The 19,368-nt window shown below is 57.8% G+C and carries 18 protein-coding genes; 5 read left to right on the top strand and 13 right to left on the bottom strand.

Annotated features, from left to right (window positions below):
• Nucleotides 1-18: 18 nt before the first annotated feature.
• Complete coding sequence (locus AC3EMD_RS01935) at nt 19-2,097, top strand: YccS/YhfK family putative transporter (protein ID WP_302073912.1); 2,079 nt, start codon at nt 19-21, stop codon at nt 2,095-2,097.
• Here AC3EMD_RS01935 and argD read toward each other — a convergent pair.
• The 5 genes from argD to ppiA all read right to left on the bottom strand — a co-directional run bounded on the left by argD (nt 2,087) and on the right by ppiA (nt 5,429).
• Nucleotides 2,087-3,307, bottom strand: a complete 1,221-nt coding sequence (gene argD / locus AC3EMD_RS01930; RefSeq protein ID WP_048268273.1) for a bifunctional acetylornithine/succinyldiaminopimelate transaminase — start codon at nt 3,305-3,307, stop codon at nt 2,087-2,089. The two genes, AC3EMD_RS01935 and argD, sit on opposite strands and share 11 nt — an antisense overlap.
• A gap of 90 nt (nt 3,308-3,397) precedes the next feature.
• A complete protein-coding gene (pabA, locus tag AC3EMD_RS01925) occupies nt 3,398-3,961 on the bottom strand; it encodes an aminodeoxychorismate synthase component 2 (RefSeq protein ID WP_008807029.1) in 564 nt (187 codons plus the stop codon).
• Nucleotides 3,962-3,993: 32 nt separating this feature from the next.
• Nucleotides 3,994-4,596 (bottom strand): putative adenosine monophosphate-protein transferase Fic, encoded by a 603-nt coding sequence (locus AC3EMD_RS01920; protein ID WP_008807028.1) that lies wholly within the window; start codon nt 4,594-4,596, stop codon nt 3,994-3,996.
• Nucleotides 4,586-4,753 carry a YhfG family protein gene (locus tag AC3EMD_RS01915; protein WP_012540423.1) on the bottom strand — a complete coding sequence of 56 codons (168 nt, stop codon included), beginning with the start codon at nt 4,751-4,753 and terminating at the stop codon, nt 4,586-4,588. Before AC3EMD_RS01915 ends, AC3EMD_RS01920 begins: the two co-directional genes overlap by 11 nt.
• Before the next feature lie 106 nt (nt 4,754-4,859).
• The gene (gene ppiA / locus AC3EMD_RS01910) at nt 4,860-5,429 is read right to left on the bottom strand and encodes a peptidylprolyl isomerase A (protein WP_002920238.1); all 570 of its coding nucleotides are present in this window, start codon (nt 5,427-5,429) and stop codon (nt 4,860-4,862) included.
• A 277-nt stretch (nt 5,430-5,706) separates the two neighbouring features.
• On the opposite strand from ppiA, the gene tsgA reads away from it, so the two are divergent.
• A complete protein-coding gene (gene tsgA / locus AC3EMD_RS01905; RefSeq protein ID WP_002920240.1) occupies nt 5,707-6,894 on the top strand; it encodes an MFS transporter TsgA in 1,188 nt (395 codons plus the stop codon).
• Here the strand turns inward: tsgA and AC3EMD_RS01900 are convergent.
• Nucleotides 6,891-8,213, bottom strand: a complete 1,323-nt coding sequence (locus AC3EMD_RS01900; protein WP_012540421.1) for a cytosine deaminase — start codon at nt 8,211-8,213, stop codon at nt 6,891-6,893. The genes tsgA and AC3EMD_RS01900 overlap by 4 nt on opposite strands.
• 238 nt (nt 8,214-8,451) lie before the next feature.
• Here AC3EMD_RS01900 and nirB point away from each other — a divergent pair, with 238 nt between their 5' ends.
• The 3 genes from nirB (at nt 8,452) to cysG (ending at nt 12,844) form a co-directional block, all read left to right on the top strand.
• The gene (nirB, locus tag AC3EMD_RS01895; RefSeq protein ID WP_302073911.1) at nt 8,452-10,995 is read left to right on the top strand and encodes a nitrite reductase large subunit NirB; all 2,544 of its coding nucleotides are present in this window, start codon (nt 8,452-8,454) and stop codon (nt 10,993-10,995) included.
• Entirely contained in the window at nt 10,992-11,318 is a 327-nt protein-coding gene (gene nirD / locus AC3EMD_RS01890; RefSeq protein WP_012540420.1) for a nitrite reductase small subunit NirD, read from the top strand. Before nirB ends, nirD begins: the two co-directional genes overlap by 4 nt.
• A gap of 152 nt (nt 11,319-11,470) precedes the next feature.
• A complete protein-coding gene (gene cysG / locus AC3EMD_RS01885) occupies nt 11,471-12,844 on the top strand; it encodes a siroheme synthase CysG (protein WP_012967144.1) in 1,374 nt (457 codons plus the stop codon).
• 75 nt (nt 12,845-12,919) lie between these two features.
• On the opposite strand, the gene trpS is transcribed toward cysG, so the two are convergent.
• From trpS to aroK, 7 genes are all read right to left on the bottom strand, one after another.
• The gene (gene trpS / locus AC3EMD_RS01880) at nt 12,920-13,924 is read right to left on the bottom strand and encodes a tryptophan--tRNA ligase (RefSeq protein ID WP_008807022.1); all 1,005 of its coding nucleotides are present in this window, start codon (nt 13,922-13,924) and stop codon (nt 12,920-12,922) included.
• Entirely contained in the window at nt 13,917-14,678 is a 762-nt protein-coding gene (gph, locus tag AC3EMD_RS01875) for a phosphoglycolate phosphatase (protein WP_012540418.1), read from the bottom strand. The genes trpS and gph overlap by 8 nt, the downstream gene beginning before the upstream one ends.
• Nucleotides 14,671-15,348, bottom strand: a complete 678-nt coding sequence (rpe, locus tag AC3EMD_RS01870) for a ribulose-phosphate 3-epimerase (RefSeq protein ID WP_004202179.1) — start codon at nt 15,346-15,348, stop codon at nt 14,671-14,673. The genes gph and rpe overlap by 8 nt, the downstream gene beginning before the upstream one ends.
• 17 nt (nt 15,349-15,365) lie before the next feature.
• On the bottom strand, nt 15,366-16,193 hold the full coding sequence (gene dam, locus AC3EMD_RS01865) for an adenine-specific DNA-methyltransferase (protein WP_008807019.1): 828 nt from the start codon (nt 16,191-16,193) through the stop codon (nt 15,366-15,368).
• A 78-nt stretch (nt 16,194-16,271) separates the two neighbouring features.
• Nucleotides 16,272-17,561 (bottom strand): cell division protein DamX, encoded by a 1,290-nt coding sequence (damX, locus tag AC3EMD_RS01860; RefSeq protein WP_032739008.1) that lies wholly within the window; start codon nt 17,559-17,561, stop codon nt 16,272-16,274.
• Nucleotides 17,562-17,645: 84 nt separating this feature from the next.
• Nucleotides 17,646-18,740 (bottom strand): 3-dehydroquinate synthase, encoded by a 1,095-nt coding sequence (gene aroB / locus AC3EMD_RS01855; protein WP_302073910.1) that lies wholly within the window; start codon nt 18,738-18,740, stop codon nt 17,646-17,648.
• Between the two features lie 55 nt (nt 18,741-18,795).
• The gene (aroK, locus tag AC3EMD_RS01850; protein ID WP_002920267.1) at nt 18,796-19,317 is read right to left on the bottom strand and encodes a shikimate kinase AroK; all 522 of its coding nucleotides are present in this window, start codon (nt 19,315-19,317) and stop codon (nt 18,796-18,798) included.
• Nucleotides 19,318-19,368: the final 51 nt, after the last annotated feature.

Raw genomic sequence — 19,368 nt, 5'->3', positions numbered from 1 at the left:
CGTTTTTGTTTTTCCCTCATGTGGCGCAGGCTGATTTACCACCCGGAAGTCAACTATGCACTGCGGCAAACGCTGGTGCTGTGTCTGCCTGTGGCCATCGGTCTTCTGCTCGGCCATCTCCAGCAGGGGCTGTTGTTTTCCTTAGTGCCCGCCTGCTGCAACATTGCCGGTCTTGATACCCCGCATAAGCGCTTTTTCAAACGCCTGATTATCGGCGGCTGTCTGTTTGCCGGATGCAGTCTGGTGGTGCAGTTGCTGCTCGCCCAGGCCATTCCTTTGCCGCTTATTCTCAGCGGTCTGGCGCTATTGCTCGGCGTCACCGCGGAGATCAGTTCGCTGCACGCTCGCCTGCTGCCCGCGTCGCTGATCGCCGCTATCTTTACCCTGAGCCTGGCGGGCAATATGCCCATCTGGGATCCACTGCTGATCTACGCTTTCGGTACGCTGTGGTACGGCGTGTTTAACTGGCTCTGGTTCTGGCTGTGGCGCGAACAGCCGCTGCGGGAGTCGCTCAGCCTGCTTTACCGGGAACTGGCTGACTATTGTGAAGCCAAATACAGTCTGTTGACCCAGCATACCGATCCGTCGACCGCCCTGCCGCCGCTGCTCACCCGCCAGCAGAAGGTAGTCGACCTGATTACCCAGTGCTATCAGCAGATGCATATGCTGGCAGCCAACCAACGCAACGATCACAAGCGTCTGCTGCGGGCGTTCCAGGTTGGGCTGGATCTACAGGAACATATTTCGGTTAGCCTGCATCAGCCAGAAGAGGTGCAAAAGCTGGTGGAACGCAGCCATGCCGAAGCGGTGATCCGCTGGAATGCCCAAACCGTCGCTGCCCGCCTGCGCGTACTGGCGGATGATATTCTCTATCATCGCTTTCCGCAGCGCTTTCAGATGGATAAACAGATTGAGGCTCTGGAAAAGATCGCCCGCCAGCATCCGGACAACCCGGTCGGTCAGTTCTGCGCCTGGCACTTTAGCCGTATCGCCCGGGTGCTGCATACCCAGCGCCCCCTGTATGCCCGGGATCTGATGGCCGACAAAGAGCGTCGTTTACCGCTGTTTCCCGCGCTAAAGAACTATCTGTCGCTGAAATCACCCGCACTGCGCAATGCCGCGCGCATCAGCGTGATGCTGAGCGTCGCCAGCCTGATGGGCAACGCCCTGCATTTGCCGAAGCCCTACTGGATCCTGATGACGGTGCTCTTCGTCACGCAAAATGGCTATGGCGCCACGCGGGTGCGAATTGTTCACCGGGCGGCGGGAACGCTCGCCGGCCTAGTCATCGCCGGGCTAACCTTGCACTTTCACGTTCCGGAGAGCTATACCCTGAGCGGGATGCTGCTGATTACCCTGCTCAGCTATCTGATCATCCGTAAACACTATGGCTGGGCGATGGTAGGCTTTACGGTGACGGCGGTGTATACCCTGCAACTGCTGACGCTCAACGGCGAACAGTTTATTGTCGCCCGGCTTATCGACACGCTTATCGGCTGCCTGATCGCCTTCGGCGGGATGGTCTGGCTGTGGCCGCAGTGGCAGAGCGGCCTGCTGAAAAAAAACGCCCACGATGCGCTGGAGGCCGACCAGCAGGCGATTCGCCTGATCCTCAGCGCCGATCCAAAAGCCCCCGCGCTGGCCTATCAACGCATGCGCGTCAACCAGGCGCATAACGCGCTCTACAACTCCCTGAATCAGGCGATGCAGGAGCCCGGTTTTAATACCCACTACCTGGAAGATATGAAGCTGTGGGTGACGCACAGTCAGTTTATCGTCGAACACATCAACGCTATGACCACCCTGGCCCGGGAGCATACGATGCTCACCCCGGATCTTGCCCAGCGCTATCTCGAATCTTGTGAGATTGCCTTGCAACGCTGCCAGCAGCGGCTGGACAGCGATGGTCCCGGCAGCGCAGGGGATGCTAATATTCTGGAGTCGCCGGAAACAGAGGTGCCGAACGGTCCGTTAAGCACCCTGGAGCAGCACCTGCAACGCATTCTGGGCCATCTGAACACCATGCATACCATATCGTCAGTAGCATGGCGTCAGCGGCCGCATCATGGCATCTGGCTGCGGAAGATCAGCCGTTAATCACCTTTGCCACTGCCTGGGCAAAACGCGCCATCCCCTCGGCAATATCCTGCTCGTCGATGATCAGCGAGGGAACAAAACGCATCACGTCCGGCCCGGCGTTGAGCACCATGACGCCGGCTTGCGCAGCGGCATAGAGGAAATCACGCGCGCGGCCCTTGTGCTGCGGCTTGAGTTCGGCGCCAATCAGCAGGCCCATCCCGCGAATATCACTGAACAGATCAAATTCAGCATCCAGCTGCTGCAGGTGTTTGACGAACAGTTCGCGCTTCGCGCTCACGCCATCCAGCACCGCCGGGGTATTGATTAGATCGAAGGCGGCGTTGGCGACCGCGCAGGCCAGCGGGTTGCCGCCGTAGGTTGAGCCATGGGAACCCGCATGGAAGGCGCTGGCGATCTCATGGGTGGTCAGCATGGCGCTGACCGGGAAGCCGCCGCCGAGCGCTTTGGCGCTGGTCAGAATATCCGGCGTCACACCGTAATGCATATAGGCGAACAGCGATCCGGTACGTCCCATACCGCACTGCACTTCATCAAAGACTAACAACGCCTGGTGCTGATCGCACAGCTCACGCAGCCCCTGCAGGAAGGCCGGCGTCGCTGCCGTCACGCCGCCTTCGCCCTGAATCGGCTCCACCACCACTGCGCAAGTGTGGTCATCCATCACCGCTTTTACCGCCTGCAGGTCGTTGAAGGGAACATGGACAATATCCGCCGGTTTCGGGCCGAAACCATCGGAGTACTTCGGCTGCCCACCGACGGAAACGGTAAACAGGGAGCGGCCATGGAAGGCATTATGGAAGGCAATGATTTTGGTTTTATACGGGCTATGGCGGGTCACCGCATAGTGACGCGCCAGCTTAAAGGCCGTTTCATTGGCTTCCGTACCGGAGTTCATAAACACCACGCGCTCGGCGAAGGTGGCCTCGACAACTTTACGTCCCAGACGCAGCGCTGGCTCATTGGTAAAGACGTTGCTGGTGTGCCACAGCGTTTCGCCCTGCTCGTGGAGCGCCGCCACCAGCGCCGGGTGGCAATGGCCGAGCGCCGTCACCGCGATACCGCCGGCAAAATCAACATACTCTTTGCCCTGCTGATCCCAGACGCGGCTGCCTTTCCCTTTCACCGGGATGAATTCTGCTGGTGCATAAATCGGCAAAATAATTTCATCGAATGTGGCGCGGGTGATTGCCGGTTGTTCAGTTGCCATGTCTTGCCCATCCCTCTTCGTTATGCAGATGTAATCATGAAAATATAATCACAAAATATGCATAAAAAATCAGTCAATGGCAACTGAAAATCACCGCTTCAGAAAGTTTTCCAGCAATTGATGGCCCTGCTCGCTGAGGATGCTTTCCGGATGAAACTGCACGCCCTCAAGATCCCAGTCGCGGTGGCGGATCCCCATAATCTCAGCGCTGGCGCTGCGGGCGGTGACGATAAACTCGGGCGGGAGCGTCGGCGGATCAATCACCAGCGAGTGATAACGGGTCACCGTCAGGGGATTATTCAGCCCCTGAAACACCCCTTCGCCGTTATGCTCGATAAGCGAGGTTTTACCATGCATCACCTGTGCCGCCCGTACGATGGTCGCGCCAAACGCCTGGGCTATCGCCTGGTGCCCGAGACAGACGCCCAGTAGCGGCGTTTTCCCCGCATAGTGGCGGATAACCGCGAGGGAAATCCCCGCCTCATTCGGCGTGCAGGGGCCTGGCGAGATCACGATTTTCTCCGGCGCCAGCGCCGCTATCTCCTCCAGCGTCAACGCATCATTGCGCCTGACCAGTACTTCCGCACCCAGTTCGCAGAAGTACTGATACAGATTCCAGGTGAAAGAGTCATAGTTATCGATAAGCAGGATCATAGCGGCTCCGGAACAATCAAAACCGGGCTATTCTACTCAGATTCCCGCGCTTCGCTTACCACTTTGCGAAAGATCGCCACCAGCGGAGCCGGATCGCCCATCGCGCTCTGCTGGCAGGCCGCGCTCCAGCCGGCGGGGTCGACGTCACGCCAGTCAAGCAGGTAGCCGGCATGTATCGCCAGCTGTTCAAAGAAAATGCGCTGGGTCAGGCCATTGCCAAGACGAAAAGGGTGCAGCACATTAATTTCGCCATAGAACCAGCTCAGGCGTTCAATAAAGGTCTCGCGCGGCAGGCCATTGAGATAATCCTCCTGCTCAAGGGCCTGCATCAGGGCGTTCCCCTCCTCCTCGATCCGGGCAAAGTGGCAGAACGGCGTATCGCCCAGGTAGAGGTTCACTTCACGTAACCGGCCGGCCCAGTCAAACAGATCCTGATACAGCTGATGATGAATCGCGCACAGATAGGGTAAGCCGCGCACCCGCGGCCCCAGCGGCAAGGTTGCCGCCCGCAACGCCGTCATCTCAAAGGCGGCCTGTTGCAGATTTTTAGCCTGCCGGATGCCGAGGCGGTTGCGCAGGACATTCAGCGCCGGGTAGAGGTAAGGATCGCGTTCATCGCCGAATTTATCGCTCATACTCCCTCCGCAGCGTCGCCAGACGCGCCAGCGCCTCTTCGGCAGTCAACGTAACCAGCGGCACCGTCACGCCTTCAAGGCGACGACTGGCCTGAAAATTGGTATTGCGTGTCTGTTCCCAGAGTCGGGATTTTTGCTTTTCGGTGAGTGGACGCATCGTCGCCCCCCTTATCGTCCCCTGTGTGCCACAAGTATAAGCAGCAATTTCAGGTTATGCCGGGAGGCAACCGGGCGCGGCGATAGCACACCGCGCCGTGGAAGGATTAGGGCAGCACTTTCGCAGAGAGGATAACAACCGGTTTGGTCGGCACATTCTGGTATGGGCCGACGTTATGGGTCTGGACCTGGGAGATCTTATCCGCGACGTCCATACCTTTCACTACCTTGCCAAACACCGCATAGCCAAAGTCGCGCTGACCATGGTCAAGGAAGGCGTTATCCGCCACGTTGATGAAGAACTGGCTGGTGGCGCTATCCTGGTCGGCGGTACGCGCCATCGCGATGGTACCGCGGGTGTTGCGCAGGCCGTTGTCTGCTTCATTCTTAATCGGCGGGTTAGGCTGTTTCTGCTGCATCTGCTCGTTAAAGCCGCCGCCCTGCACCATGAAACCCGGGATCACGCGGTGGAAGGTGGTGTTGTTGTAGAAGCCGCTGTTGACGTACTTCAGGAAGTTATCCACGGAAATCGGGGCTTTCTGACTGTTTAACTCAAGCTCAATGTTCCCTGCCGAGGTGGTCAGCAGCACATGCGGATCGCCCTTTGCCGCCATGGCCGGGGAGAACGCTGAAATGGCGAAAACGGCAGCCATCGCCGCCAGTGTTGATTTGAGCATGGAAATTCCTTAACGGAGCAGAATAAAAGCGAGTGCCTTGATTCTAAAGAGCCTTTGCATCCTGGGCCAGCCTTTTACCAAATTTTACTTAGCTGTAATAATTGTAACCGCGCAAACGTTCTCCTGTGCGGCGAATAAAGTGTGATACATGTCACATTAAACCATGCAAAAGATAACCACTTTCACAATAAACATTTGATTACATCACCTGAACGAATAAAATCTGTCCGCCCGGCGCAGCGTCAACGCGCTTTACCTTTCTATTCACAGGCCAGTCATGACTAACAGCAACCGTATTAAGCTCACATGGATCAGCTTCTTCTCCTACGCCCTGACCGGCGCGTTGGTGATCGTCACCGGGATGGTGATGGGTAACATTGCGGATTATTTCCATCTGCCCGTTTCCAGTATGAGCAACACCTTTACCTTTCTGAACGCCGGTATTCTGATCTCTATCTTCCTCAATGCCTGGCTGATGGAAATCGTGCCGCTGAAAACTCAGCTGCGCTTTGGCTTTATTCTGATGGTGCTGGCGGTGGCCGGCCTGATGCTCAGCCACAGCCTGGCGCTGTTTTCCGCGTCGATGTTCGTTCTCGGGCTGGTGAGCGGGATCACCATGTCGATCGGGACCTTCCTGATCACCCATATGTATGAAGGCCGTCAGCGCGGAGCGCGTCTGCTGTTTACCGACTCCTTCTTTAGCATGGCGGGAATGATTTTCCCGATGGTCGCCGCCGTCCTGCTGGCGCGCAGCATCGAGTGGTACTGGGTCTACGCCTGTATTGGTCTGGTGTATGTCGCCATTTTCGTCCTGACTTTCGGCTGTGATTTTCCGGTGTTGGGCAAAAAAGCGCAGAGCGAAAACAGCCAGCCGGTAGTGAAAGAGAAGTGGGGCATCGGCGTGCTGTTCCTCTCCGTTGCGGCGCTGTGCTACATCCTCGGTCAGCTGGGCTTTATCTCCTGGGTACCGGAATATGCGAAGAGCCTGGGCATGAGCCTCGGGGATGCCGGTAAACTGGTGAGCGATTTCTGGATGTCCTACATGATCGGCATGTGGTCATTCAGCTTCATCCTGCGCTTCTTCGACCTGCAGCGTATCTTAACCGTCCTCGCCGGGCTCGCGACGGTGCTGATGTACCTGTTTATCAATGGTTCCCCGGAGCATATGCCGTGGTTTATTCTGACCCTGGGCTTCTTCTCCAGCGCCATCTACACCTCGATCATTACGCTCGGCTCGCAGCAGACGCGGGTCGCTTCGCCGAAGCTGGTGAACTTTATCCTCACCTGCGGCACCATCGGCACCATGCTCACTTTCGTGGTCACCGGCCCGATTGTGGCTGCCAGCGGTCCACTGGCAGCGCTGCACACCGCTAACGGCCTCTATGCCGTGGTATTCGTGATGTGCTTTATCCTCGGCTTCGTCTCCCGTCACCGCCAGAACAACGCTCAGGCGGCGTCTCACTAAGCCTTCGGCCCCTTTGCGTCCGCAAGGGGGCTGTTCCTCATAAAAGAGAGCTCCTCGCCACCGCGGTCGGTCTGGATCCAGGTTTGCGCCAGCTGGGTGGTCGCGATCACCCTTCCCTGACGAATTGACCAGCGCACAGGCACCTGGCAGCGGACGGCCTCAAAGCCATTCTCCGCCGGGAGAATGATCAGGTTAGCCGGGTTGCCGCTGACAATGCCGTAATCCTCCAGGCCAAACGTGCGGGCGCTGTTGGCGGTGATAAGCTTCAGACCGTCGTTGATCTGCTGGTAGCCCATCAGCTGGCAGACGTGCAGGCCCATATGCAGGACCTGCAGCATATTGCCGGTCCCCAGCGGGTACCACGGGTCAAAGACGTCATCATGACCAAAGCACACGTTGATCCCCGCCGCCATCAGCTCCTTCACCCGGGTAATCCCCCGTCGCTTAGGGTAGTCATCAAACCGGCCCTGCAGATGAATATTCACCAGCGGATTGGCGACAAAGTTGATACCGGAGAGCTTAAGCAGGCGGAACAGGCGCGAGGTATAAGCGCCATTATAGGAGTGCATGGCGGTGGTATGGCTGGCCGTCACCCGCGCCCCTATCCCCGCCTTTAACGCCAGCGCGGCAACGGTTTCAACAAAGCGCGACTGTTCATCGTCAATTTCATCGCAGTGAATATCCAGCGGGCGATCATATTTTTGCGCCAACCGGAAGGCGATATGCAGCGACTCCACCCCATATTCACGGGTGAACTCAAAATGCGGGATGGCCCCAACGACGTCCGCCCCCAGCTTGAGGGCCTCCTCCAGCAGCGCCTCGCCATTGGGGTAAGAGAGGATCCCCTCCTGTGGAAAAGCAACTATCTGCAACTCGACCCATGGCGCGACCTCCCGTTTGACCTCCAGCATCGCCTTCAGCGCCGTTAATGTGGGATCGGAGACGTCGACATGAGTGCGGACAAACTGCACGCCATTGGCGATCTGCCACTTCAGGGTTTTCCACGCCCGGGCTTTGACGTCCTCATGGCTGAGCAGCGCTTTTCGCTCCGCCCAGCGCTCAATCCCCTCGAACAGGGTGCCGGACTGGTTCCAGTGCGGCTCGCCGGCCGTCTGGGTGGTATCCAGGTGGATATGCGGCTCAATAAAAGGCGGGATCGCCAGCCCGCCGCGAGCGTTCAACACCTCGTAGCTTTCGTCGCGCGCCTCGCCCATCGGCGTGATCTCGCCAAAGCGGCCCTTATCAATCGCTATTTGCCACAGGCCGTCGCGGTCTGCCAGGCGTACGTTCTGAATTAACCAAAGCGGCGCTGCTGTCATATCACCTTCTCCATTCAATATGGCTAGTTTTCTGCCCAACCCCAATCGCGGCCCATCCAATTCTTGTACACAAAATCAGCAAAAAGGAAAAGCCAGCGTTTTCCATAACTTAGAAAAATACAGACAAATCAATTATATACCCATTAAGTGGTAGGTGAAGTTGTCATTGATTTGCATCAATAAGCCTGATGGCTGAATCGTTAAGGTAGGCGGTAATAGAAAAGAAATCGAGGCAAAAATGAGCAAAGTCAGAATCGCTATCATCGGTAACGGCATGGTTGGCCATCGCTTTATCGAAGAGCTTCTCGATAAGACGCCTGCCGGACAGTTCGACATTACCGTGTTCTGTGAAGAACCGCGTATCGCCTACGACCGTGTCCACCTGTCGTCTTATTTCTCCCACCATACTGCAGAAGAGCTGTCGCTGGTGCGCGAAGGTTTCTATGAGAAACACGGCGTCAAGGTGCTGGTCGGCGAACGGGCGATCACCATCAACCGCCAGGAGAAGGTGATCCACTCCAGCGCCGGGCGCACCGTGTTCTACGACAAGCTGATTATGGCGACCGGCTCGTATCCCTGGATCCCGCCGATTAAAGGCGCGGAAACTCAGGATTGCTTCGTTTATCGCACCATTGAAGATCTTAACGCGATTGAATCCTGCGCCCGTCGCAGCAAACGCGGCGCGGTGGTAGGCGGTGGCCTGCTAGGCCTGGAAGCCGCAGGCGCCCTGAAAAACCTCGGCGTGGAAACCCACGTGATCGAGTTCGCGCCGATGCTGATGGCCGAGCAGCTCGACCAGATGGGCGGCGAGCAGCTGCGGCGCAAAATTGAAAGCATGGGCGTGAAAGTTCACACCAGTAAAAATACCAAAGAGATCGTCCAGCAGGGCATCGAGGCGCGTAAAACCATGCACTTCGCCGACGGTAGCGAGCTGCAGGTCGATTTCATCGTCTTCTCAACCGGGATCCGCCCGCGCGATAAGCTGGCCACCCAGTGCGGGCTGGCGGTCGCCCAGCGCGGCGGCATCATGGTCAACGATAGCTGCCAGACCTCCGACCCGGACATCTACGCCATCGGGGAATGCGCCAGCTGGAACAACCGCGTGTATGGCCTCGTCGCCCCGGGTTATAAAATGGCCCAGGTGGCCGTCGACCATCTCCTCGGCAGTGAAAACAGCTTCACCGGCGCCGACCTCAGCGCCAAGCTGAAGCTGCTGGGTGTGGACGTGGGCGGGATCGGCGATGCCCACGGCCGTACGCCGGGCGCCCGCAGCTACGTCTATCTCGACGAAAGCAAAGAAGTTTATAAGCGCCTGATCGTCAGCGCCGACAATAAAACGCTGCTCGGCGCGGTGCTGGTCGGTGACACCAGCGACTATGGCAATCTGCTGCAACTGGTGCTCAACGCTATCGAGCTGCCGGAAAATCCGGATTCGCTGATCCTTCCGGCCCACGCCGGCAGCGGCAAGCCGTCGATCGGCGTCGATAAACTGCCGGACAGCGCGCAGATCTGCTCCTGCTTTGACGTCAGTAAAGGCGACCTGATCGCCGCCATCAACAAAGGCTGCCACACCGTCGCGGCGCTGAAAGCGGAAACCAAAGCCGGAACCGGCTGCGGGGGTTGTATCCCTCTGGTGACGCAGGTGCTCAATGCCGAACTGGCGAAACAGGGCATCGAGGTCAACAACAACCTGTGCGAACACTTCGCTTACTCCCGCCAGGAGCTGTTCCACCTGATCCGCGTGGAAGGCATTAAAACCTTCGACGAACTGCTGGAAAAACACGGTCAGGGTTATGGCTGCGAGATCTGTAAGCCGACCGTCGGCTCTCTGCTGGCCTCCTGCTGGAATGAGTACATCCTCAAACCGCAGCACACGCCGCTGCAGGACACCAACGACAACTTCCTTGCCAACATTCAGAAAGATGGCACCTACTCGGTGATCCCGCGCTCCGCTGGCGGCGAAATCACGCCGGAAGGGCTGGTCGCCGTGGGCCGTATCGCGCGTGAATTCAATCTGTACACCAAAATCACCGGCTCCCAGCGCATCGGCCTGTTTGGCGCGCAGAAAGACGACCTGCCGGAGATCTGGCGTCAGCTGATTGAAGCGGGCTTCGAAACCGGCCACGCCTACGCCAAAGCGCTGCGGATGGCGAAAACCTGCGTCGGTAGCACCTGGTGCCGCTACGGGGTCGGCGACAGCGTCGGCTTCGGCGTGGAACTGGAAAACCGCTACAAAGGCATCCGCACCCCGCACAAAATGAAGTTCGGCGTCTCCGGCTGCACCCGCGAATGTGCGGAGGCCCAGGGCAAAGACGTGGGGATCATCGCCACCGAGAAAGGCTGGAACCTGTACGTGTGCGGTAATGGCGGGATGAAGCCGCGCCACGCCGATCTGCTGGCCGCGGACCTTGATCGCGAGACGCTGATTAAGTATCTCGACCGCTTTATGATGTTCTACATCCGCACCGCCGATAAGCTGACCCGCACCGCGCCGTGGCTGGACAACATGGAAGGCGGCATCGACTATCTGCGCAGCGTCATCATCGATGACAAGCTGGGCCTGAACGACCATCTGGAAGAGGAGCTGGCTCGCCTGCGCGCCGCCTTCGCCTGCGAGTGGACCGAAACCGTCAACAACCCGGCGGCGCAGACCCGCTTCAAACACTTTATCAACAGCGACCAGCGCGACCCGAACGTACAGGTGGTGCCGGAACGTGACCAGCACCGCCCGGCCACGCCCTATGAGCGCATCCCGGTCACGCTGGTGGAGGAAAACGTATGAGCCAGTGGGTAAACATCTGCAAAATTGACGACATCCTGCCGGCCACCGGCGTCTGCGCGCTGCTCGGCCAGCAGCAGGTGGCAGTCTTCCGTCCCTACCAGGACGACAGGGTATTCGCCATCAGCAACATTGACCCGTTCTTCAACGCCAGCGTGCTGTCTCGCGGGATTATCGCCGAACATGACGGCGCGCTATGGGTTGCCAGCCCGCTGAAAAAGCAGCGCTTCCGCCTGAGCGACGGCCTGTGCATGGAAGATGCCAGCCACTCCATCGCCCGCTTCGACGCCCGGGTGAAAGACGGCCAGGTGCAGCTTAAAGCGTAAGTCCTCTTCCTCCCCCCGGCTACGGGGGGAGACATAAGCAACACTTCTGACCGACAACGCATGAGTGCGGGATAAGTCGCATGTTTTGTATTACCTTTGCTGCTATTCTACGACCACGCATTTTCTACCCCTTATTTTCATGAGGTTATTCTGTGGATCACTTACCCATATTCTGCCAGTTGCGCCAGCGGGATTGTTTACTGGTTGGCGGCGGGGATGTCGCCGAACGCAAGGCCCGTCTGCTACTGGATGCTGGCGCAAACGTCACGGTCAATGCGCTCGACTTTACCCCTCAGTTTCAGGTGTGGGCCGATTCACAGATGCTAACCCTGGTGCAAGGGGAGTTTATCCCCTCGCTGCTGGACACCTGCTGGCTGGCCATCGCCGCTACCGATAATGAGACGGTGAACCAGCAGGTCAGCGACGCAGCCGAAGCGCGGCGTATCTTCTGTAACGTGGTGGATGCCCCGCGCCAGGCCAGCTTTATTATGCCGTCCATCATCGACCGCTCGCCGCTGATGGTCGCCGTCTCTTCGGGCGGGACATCGCCGGTACTGGCGCGCCTGCTGCGCGAAAAGCTGGAGTCAGTCTTACCCCTGCATCTCGGCCAGCTGGCCCGCTATGCCGGCCATCTGCGCGCGCGCGTTAAGCAGCAGTTTGCCAGCGTGGGCGAACGCCGCCGCTTTTGGGAGAAGCTGTTTGTGAACGACCGGCTGGCGCAGTCGCTGGCCAATGACGATCGGCAGGCAGTGGCGGATACCACCGAGCAGCTACTGACGGAGCCGTTGGAGCATCGCGGCGAGGTCGTCCTGGTTGGCGCCGGTCCCGGTGACGCCGGGCTGCTCACGCTCAAAGGTCTGCAGCAGATCCAGCAGGCTGACGTGGTGGTTTATGACCGGCTGGTTTCCGACGACATCATGAATCTGGTGCGTCGCGATGCCGACCGGGTGTTCGTCGGCAAACGTTCTGGCTACCACTGCGTCCCGCAGGAGGAGATCAACCAGATCCTGCTGCGTGAAGCGCAAAAAGGAAAACGCGTGGTCCGGCTGAAAGGCGGCGATCCCTTTATCTTTGGCCGCGGAGGGGAAGAGCTGGAAACCCTCTGTGAGGCGGGCATCCCCTTCTCCGTTGTTCCAGGCATCACCGCCGCCTCCGGCTGCTCCGCCTACTCGGGGATCCCGTTAACACACCGCGATTTCGCCCAGGGCGTCCGCCTGGTCACCGGCCATCTGAAAACCGGCGGCGAGCTGGACTGGGCAAACCTGGCAGTGGAGAAGCAAACCCTGGTGTTCTACATGGGCCTGAACCAGGCGCCGGCGATCCGCGAGAAGCTCATTGCTCACGGCATGGCGGAAGATATGCCCGCCGCCATCGTCGAGAACGGCACCGCCGTGTCGCAAAAAGTGGTCAGCGGCACCTTAGGGCAACTGGATATCCTGGCGCAGCAGATGGCTAGTCCGGCGCTGATCATCGTCGGCCGCGTGGTCGGCCTGCGGGATAAACTGAACTGGTTCTCGAACCACTAATCTTCGCCTCCCCCGCGTGGACGACAGACATAAAAAAGGCGGGATAATATCCCGCCTTTTTAGCTGTTGCGTCGCTTACGGCCTGGCGACAAAACCAATCGCTTCGTATACCGCTTTCAGGGTCTGAGAAGCGCGCGCGCTGGCTTTCTCTGCGCCGTCTTTCATTACCTGGTTGAGAAACGCTTCGTCGTTACGGAAACGGTGATAGCGCTCCTGCAGCTCAGTCAGCATGCCCGACACCGCTTCAGCGACTTCGCCTTTCAGGTGGCCATACATTTTGCCTTCAAAATGCTGCTCCAGCTCAGGAATGGTTTTCCCGGTGACCGCGGAGAGGATATCCAGCAGGTTGGAGACACCCGCTTTTTCTTTCAGGTCGTAGCGTACCACCGGCGGCTCGTCGGAGTCGGTCACCGCGCGTTTGATCTTCTTGACCACCGATTTCGGATCTTCCAGCAGGCCGATGACGTTGTTGCGGTTGTCGTCGGACTTGGACATCTTCCTGGTCGGCTCCAGCAGCGACATCACGCGTGCGCCGGACTTCGGAATAAACGGCTCAGGCACTTTAAAGACATCGCCATAGATGGCGTTAAAACGCTGGGCGATATCGCGGCTCAGTTCCAGGTGCTGTTTCTGATCTTCCCCTACCGGAACCTGGTTGGTCTGATACAGCAGAATGTCAGCGGCCATCAGTACCGGGTAATCAAACAGACCGGCGTTGATGTTTTCCGCGTAGCGTGCGGACTTGTCTTTAAACTGGGTCATGCGGCTCAGTTCGCCGAAATAGGTGTAGCAGTTCAGCGCCCAGCCTAACTGGGCGTGTTCCGGCACGTGCGACTGAACGAAGATGGTGCTTTTTTGCGGATCGATGCCGCAGGCCAGATACAGCGCCAGGGTATCCAGCGTCGCCTTGCGCAGCTGCTGCGGATCCTGACGCACGGTAATGGCGTGCTGGTCCACGATGCAATAGATGCAGTGGTAATCATCCTGCATGTTTACCCACTGACGCAGCGCACCCATGTAGTTGCCAATGGTCAGTTCACCTGAGGGCTGTGCGCCACTAAAAACGATGGGCTTAGTCATGTTTCAATTCCTGAGTTTCACTGTGCGGTAACCCGAGAGCGGGTAAGAGTTCATTAAACTGGTCGAAGAGATAGTCCGGCTCGCTCAGCGCAAGCGGTTCGCCATAGTTATAACCGTAGGTCAGGCCAACAGAGCAGCAGCCTGCCGCTTTGGCCGCCTGAATATCATTGCGCGAATCGCCGACGAACAGCAGCTCGGCAGGAGCCAGAGAGAGCTTTTCCGCTACCAGCAGCAGCGGTTCCGGATGCGGCTTTTTGTTCTGCACGTCATCGCCGCCAATCACCACGGTAAAATATTTCGCGATATCGAGCGCGTCCAGCAGCGGGGCGACAAACGGCGTCGGCTTATTGGTGACCAGCGCCAGCGGCAGGCCTTTGGCATGCAGCGCGCCGAGCGTATCGGCCACCGCCGGGAACAGGAAGCTACCCTCTTCCGCCGTTTCGGCGTAATAGCGGTCAAACAGTTTACGCAAAATGCGCAGCTGTTCGTCTTGCGGAATATCATGATCGTCGACGGAAGGCTTACCCATCGCCGCCCGTAACGTCGCACGCTCCTGACGAGCCCAGGTCAGCGCCCGCTCCATCAGGACATCGGCGCCGTTGCCGATCCAGGTGACAACGCGTTCTTCTCCCGCCACCGGCAACTCCAGGGCGTAGAGGGCGTTATCAACCGCCGAGGTTAGACCCGGCGCACTGTCCACCAGCGTGCCGTCGAGATCAAACGCGATGCCGCGGATCGCCTGTAATTTATCCATGACTCACCTTCGCTAATTCACTACGCATTTGATCAATCACTTTCTTGTAGTCCGGCTGACCGAAGATCGCCGAACCGGCAACAAACATATCCGCACCCGCCGCGGCGATTTCGCCAATATTGCTGGCTTTCACGCCGCCATCCACTTCCAGGCGAATATCGTAGCCAGAAGCATCGATGCGCTGGCGTACTTCACGCAGTTTATCCAGCGTCTGGGGAATAAAGGACTGGCCGCCAAAGCCCGGGTTAACCGACATCAGCAGGATCACGTCCAGCTTATCCATCACGTAATCGAGGTAGCTCAGGGGCGTCGCCGGGTTAAACACCAGGCCCGCTTTACAGCCGTGCTCTTTAATCAGCTGCAGGCTGCGATCGACGTGTTCGGAGGCTTCAGGATGGAAGGTGATGATGCTGGCGCCGGCTTCGGCAAAATCAGGAATGATGCGGTCGACCGGCTTCACCATCAGGTGGACGTCGATTGGCGCGGTAATACCGTAATTGCGCAGCGACTTCAGCACCATCGGGCCAATCGTCAGATTCGGCACGTAGTGGTTGTCCATGACGTCGAAGTGCACGACATCCGCACCCGCCGCCAGCGCCTTCGCGGTATCCTCACCCAGACGGGCAAAATCAGCTGACAGAATCGAAGGGGCAATCAAATACTGCTTCATCCGCATCTCCTTGAAATTTATTTGGTCTTAGGCGGACGGTAGAGCGCTAACAGCTCATCCACCTTTTTACGCGTACCACCGTTGCTGCTGATGCTGCGCCGAACCTTCACAATATGTGTTTCTGCCGCGTTTTTATACCATTCCTGCGTCAACGGTGTGCGGTGGTTGGAAATCAGCACCGGGATCCGCTTTTTCATCAGCGATTCCGCCTTTTGCGCCAGCAGTACCTGTTGTTCCAGATTGAAGCTGTTGGTGTGGTAGGCGGTAAAGTTCGCCGTCGCCGTCAGCGGCGCATAGGGTGGATCGCAATATACCACCGCGCGGCTATCGGCACGTTGCATGCACTCTTCATACGATTCGCAGTAAAACTCGGCGTTTTGTGCTTTCTCGGCGAAATGATAGAGCTCTGCCTCGGGGAAATAGGGCTTTTTATAGCGGCCAAACGGCACATTAAACTCGCCGCGCAGATTGTAGCGACACAGGCCGTTGTAGCCGTGGCGATTCAGATACAGGAACAGCACCGCGCGACGCAGCGGATCCTGGCTTTGGTTGAATTCATCACGATACTGGTAGTAGCGCTCAGCGACGTTGTTTTCCGGGACAAACATCTCACGCGCAGCGGCGACGTATTCGTCGGTACGCAATTTAACGATGTTGTACAGGCCAATTAAGTCACTGTTGATATCCGCGAGGATATAACGAGAAAAGTCGGTATTGAGAAATACCGACCCGGCGCCCACAAAGGGCTCGATTAAGCACTCGCCTTCCGGCAAATGCTTTTTAATATCGTCAAGCAGGGGGTACTTCCCCCCTGCCCACTTCAGAAAAGCGCGATTCTTTTTCATGCTGCCTAACTAATTACACGTTCTCCGGCTGTGGAGAAAGCTCCGACAGCATCCTGCGCTTAAGACTACCCCACGGCATTATTTCAGGTCAGCCTGTACCTGATGCAGTGGTTTTGCCCATGGATTTTTCGCCTGCACGTCCGCCGGCAGCGAGGTGACAGCGCGTTTCGCTTCTTCTTTCGAAGCATAGATACCGCTCACCAGCACGTACCACGGTTGGCCGTTACGCGACGTTTCATAGACAACATATCTATCCAGCTTCTCTTTCTTCGCCCAGTTGTTCAGGTTGTCGTAGTTAGAGGAGCTGCTGAGCTGCAGGGTATAGTTACCCGACGGCGCAGATTTCATTGAGCTCACGTCACCTGCCGTTTTACCGCTCTTCGCGGCTGGCGCTGCCGTTGCGGCTGGCGCGGCAGTGGTGGTGGACGCTGTTGCTACCGGTTTGCTCTGCGCTGTTGCCACCGGTTTGCTTTCGGTTACGGTGGTTTTCGCCGGGGCGGTAGTCGCCGCGCTTTCAACATGCTTCGGCTGAACCGGCTTCGTTTCTACCGGCGCTTTTGCCACGGCCTGAGGCTTCGTCTGCGGCTTCGCTTCGATAACGGTGTGCTTACGCTCTGCCGGACGCGGCGTTGCAGCCGTCTGACGCTCGGTCGCCTGGCGCGGCGCCGCAGTGCTATTGGCGCCATTACGGATCGGCGCGACGGTTGCCGGTTCAGTTGGCAGCGTCGAGTTAGCCACGGCGCCGTCCAGCTGGCCCTGCTGCTGGGTCAGCGCATTGTTCAGATCGCCCTGAACTTCAATACGCTGCTGGCCCTGCGGCTCTGATACTGCCTGGCCCTGCGTCGGGTTCGCGGCAATAGGCGGAACCGTTACGTCCTGCTGTGGGGTGGTGTTGACAGCAGCAGTCTGATCCTGACCGGCAGCAGGCGTGCTGGTGGACTGATCGTCAGACAAATTAATGCTCTTCTCGCCGGAAGCGGTCTGCTGGCTGGACGAGGATGGCGATTTCAGCGCAGAACCAATACCCACGATTAACAGCAGCAGCACCAGAATCCCCACGCCCATCATGATGTACTGACGGGAGGCAGGTTTGGCCGGCGCTTTTTTACGCTTGCGCGGACGACGCTCTACAGGCTGCTCTTCGAGCAGTTCCTCGTCTTCCGCATCCAGTTCTTCTTCGAACTCTTCCTCTTCACGCTCGCGACGGGCCTTACCGGCGCGCGTCGGACGGCCTTCATCGGCATCAAGATCGACGTCGTCAAAATTGATCTGCGGATCGGCATCACGCTCGGAAGACTGACGGGAACGACCAGCACGACGATCGTTGCGATCGGCTTTCATATCGTCTTCTGGTTTGAAATCATCCATTTAACACCCCACTAAAAGGCTTATGCTCACGATTATTGCACATCACCCGAAATGATAACGCCGCGCGAACGCGGCCAGACCTTCTTATTGTTGCGCCTGCTGAGTATCAGCAATCGCGCCAAGAACCACATCATGCGGCACTCCGCCGCGCAGCTCGCTGCTTCCTATTGCGAGCGGGAGCACCAGCCGCATGTCGCCCGCCAGTACTTTTTTATCGCGCATCATATGGGGCAAATACGCCTGCGCACTCATCTCCTGCGGGCCGCGTACCGGTAAGCCTGCACGCTTGAGCAGATTGATAATGCGCTGTGTATCCTGCGCGCGGAACTGCCCCAGCCGTTCGGACGTATGCGCCGCCATCACCATACCTGCCGCCACCGCTTCGCCGTGCAGCCAGTTACCGTAGCCCATTTCCGCCTCGATAGCATGGCCGAAGGTATGTCCAAGATTGAGTAAAGCACGTAACCCGGTTTCACGCTCGTCGGCAGCCACAACTTCCGCTTTCAGCTCACAGCAACGGCGAATACAGTACGCCATCGCTTTTTCATCCAGCGCCAGCAGCGCATCAATGTTGTTTTCCAGCCAGCTGAAGAATTCGCCGTCGAGGATCACACCGTACTTGATGACCTCAGCCAGTCCGGAAGCGAGTTCACGCGCCGGGAGGGTCTTCAGACAGTTAAGATCAACCACCACCGAAACCGGCTGCCAGAAGGCGCCAATCATATTTTTGCCGAGAGGATGGTTCACTGCGGTTTTGCCGCCGACCGACGAATCGACCTGTGACAGCAGAGTGGTAGGGACCTGGATAAAACGCACCCCGCGCTGATAGCTTGCCGCGGCGAAACCGGTTAAATCACCAATTACGCCACCGCCAAGCGCCACCAGCGTGGTGTCGCGGCCATGCGGTTTTTGCAACAGCGCGGTAAAAACAGTATCCATCACCGCCAGGCTTTTATACTGCTCGCCATCGGGCAGGATCACGCTGTCAACGTTGACCCCTGCCTGCTCCAGCACAGAGCGGACGGTATCCAGATAAAGCGGCGCCAGCGTTTCGTTGGTGACCAGCATAGCCTGGTCGCCCGACTTGAGTGGCAGGAAGGAAGCTGGATCGTTAAACAAACCAGCCGCGATGGTAATCGGGTAACTACGTTCCCCGAGGGTAACAGTAAGCCTCTCCATAACGCGACGTCCACCTCAGTGACTTTTACTCTGACGCACTTTTATTAAGCCAGAATCAATTGCTTTCCAGCATATGAATAATCTGGTTCGCGACGACTTTCGCACTCTGATCGTCTGTGCGGATAGTCACATCGGCGATCTCTTCATACAGCGGGTTACGCTCGTCAGCCAGCGCTTCCAGCACTTCACGAGGCGGCGCATCGACTTGTAGCAAAGGACGCTTTTTATCGCGCTGCGTACGGGCCAACTGCTTCTCGATTGTCGTTTCCAGGTAGACCACCACGCCGCGGGCGGAGAGACGGTTACGCGTTTCACGGGATTTTACAGAGCCGCCGCCAGTCGCCAGCACAATCCCCTGTTTTTCCGTCAACTCATTGATAATTTTTTCTTCACGGTCGCGGAAGCCCTCTTCGCCTTCAACATCGAAGACCCAGCCCACATCAGCGCCAGTGCGTTTCTCAATTTCTTGATCGGAATCGTAAAATTCCATGTTGAGCTGTTGGGCTAACTGACGCCCAATAGTGCTTTTGCCGGCACCCATAGGCCCAACCAGAAAGATATTGCGTTTCTCTGCCATTTTTTCGGTACTACTAAGACTATTCGTTAATGATAAACCCGCTTCGCAGAC

The sequence above is a fragment of the Klebsiella sp. PK18 genome (assembly GCF_057784655.1).
Note: the sequence above shows the minus strand (reverse complement) of the source record. Positions and strands in the feature narration are given on the sequence as shown.

What these genes read in the sequence shown, in the direction of transcription:
- gph (WP_012540418.1), bottom strand. Translation starts at nt 14,678, where the DNA reads ATGGATAAATTACAGGCGATCCGCGGCATCGCGTTTGATCTCGACGGC.
- aroK (WP_002920267.1), bottom strand. Translation starts at nt 19,317, where the DNA reads ATGGCAGAGAAACGCAATATCTTTCTGGTTGGGCCTATGGGTGCCGGC.
- AC3EMD_RS01915 (WP_012540423.1), bottom strand. Translation starts at nt 4,753, where the DNA reads ATGCGTCCACTCACCGAAAAGCAAAAATCCCGACTCTGGGAACAGACA.
- pabA (WP_008807029.1), bottom strand. Translation starts at nt 3,961, where the DNA reads ATGATCCTGCTTATCGATAACTATGACTCTTTCACCTGGAATCTGTAT.
- trpS (WP_008807022.1), bottom strand. Translation starts at nt 13,924, where the DNA reads ATGACTAAGCCCATCGTTTTTAGTGGCGCACAGCCCTCAGGTGAACTG.
- damX (WP_032739008.1), bottom strand. Translation starts at nt 17,561, where the DNA reads ATGGATGATTTCAAACCAGAAGACGATATGAAAGCCGATCGCAACGAT.
- AC3EMD_RS01920 (WP_008807028.1), bottom strand. Translation starts at nt 4,596, where the DNA reads ATGAGCGATAAATTCGGCGATGAACGCGATCCTTACCTCTACCCGGCG.
- nirD (WP_012540420.1), top strand. Translation starts at nt 10,992, where the DNA reads ATGAGCCAGTGGGTAAACATCTGCAAAATTGACGACATCCTGCCGGCC.
- rpe (WP_004202179.1), bottom strand. Translation starts at nt 15,348, where the DNA reads ATGAAGCAGTATTTGATTGCCCCTTCGATTCTGTCAGCTGATTTTGCC.
- tsgA (WP_002920240.1), top strand. Translation starts at nt 5,707, where the DNA reads ATGACTAACAGCAACCGTATTAAGCTCACATGGATCAGCTTCTTCTCC.
- argD (WP_048268273.1), bottom strand. Translation starts at nt 3,307, where the DNA reads ATGGCAACTGAACAACCGGCAATCACCCGCGCCACATTCGATGAAATT.
- nirB (WP_302073911.1), top strand. Translation starts at nt 8,452, where the DNA reads ATGAGCAAAGTCAGAATCGCTATCATCGGTAACGGCATGGTTGGCCAT.
- ppiA (WP_002920238.1), bottom strand. Translation starts at nt 5,429, where the DNA reads ATGCTCAAATCAACACTGGCGGCGATGGCTGCCGTTTTCGCCATTTCA.
- AC3EMD_RS01900 (WP_012540421.1), bottom strand. Translation starts at nt 8,213, where the DNA reads ATGACAGCAGCGCCGCTTTGGTTAATTCAGAACGTACGCCTGGCAGAC.
- dam (WP_008807019.1), bottom strand. Translation starts at nt 16,193, where the DNA reads ATGAAAAAGAATCGCGCTTTTCTGAAGTGGGCAGGGGGGAAGTACCCC.
- aroB (WP_302073910.1), bottom strand. Translation starts at nt 18,740, where the DNA reads ATGGAGAGGCTTACTGTTACCCTCGGGGAACGTAGTTACCCGATTACC.
- AC3EMD_RS01935 (WP_302073912.1), top strand. Translation starts at nt 19, where the DNA reads ATGTGGCGCAGGCTGATTTACCACCCGGAAGTCAACTATGCACTGCGG.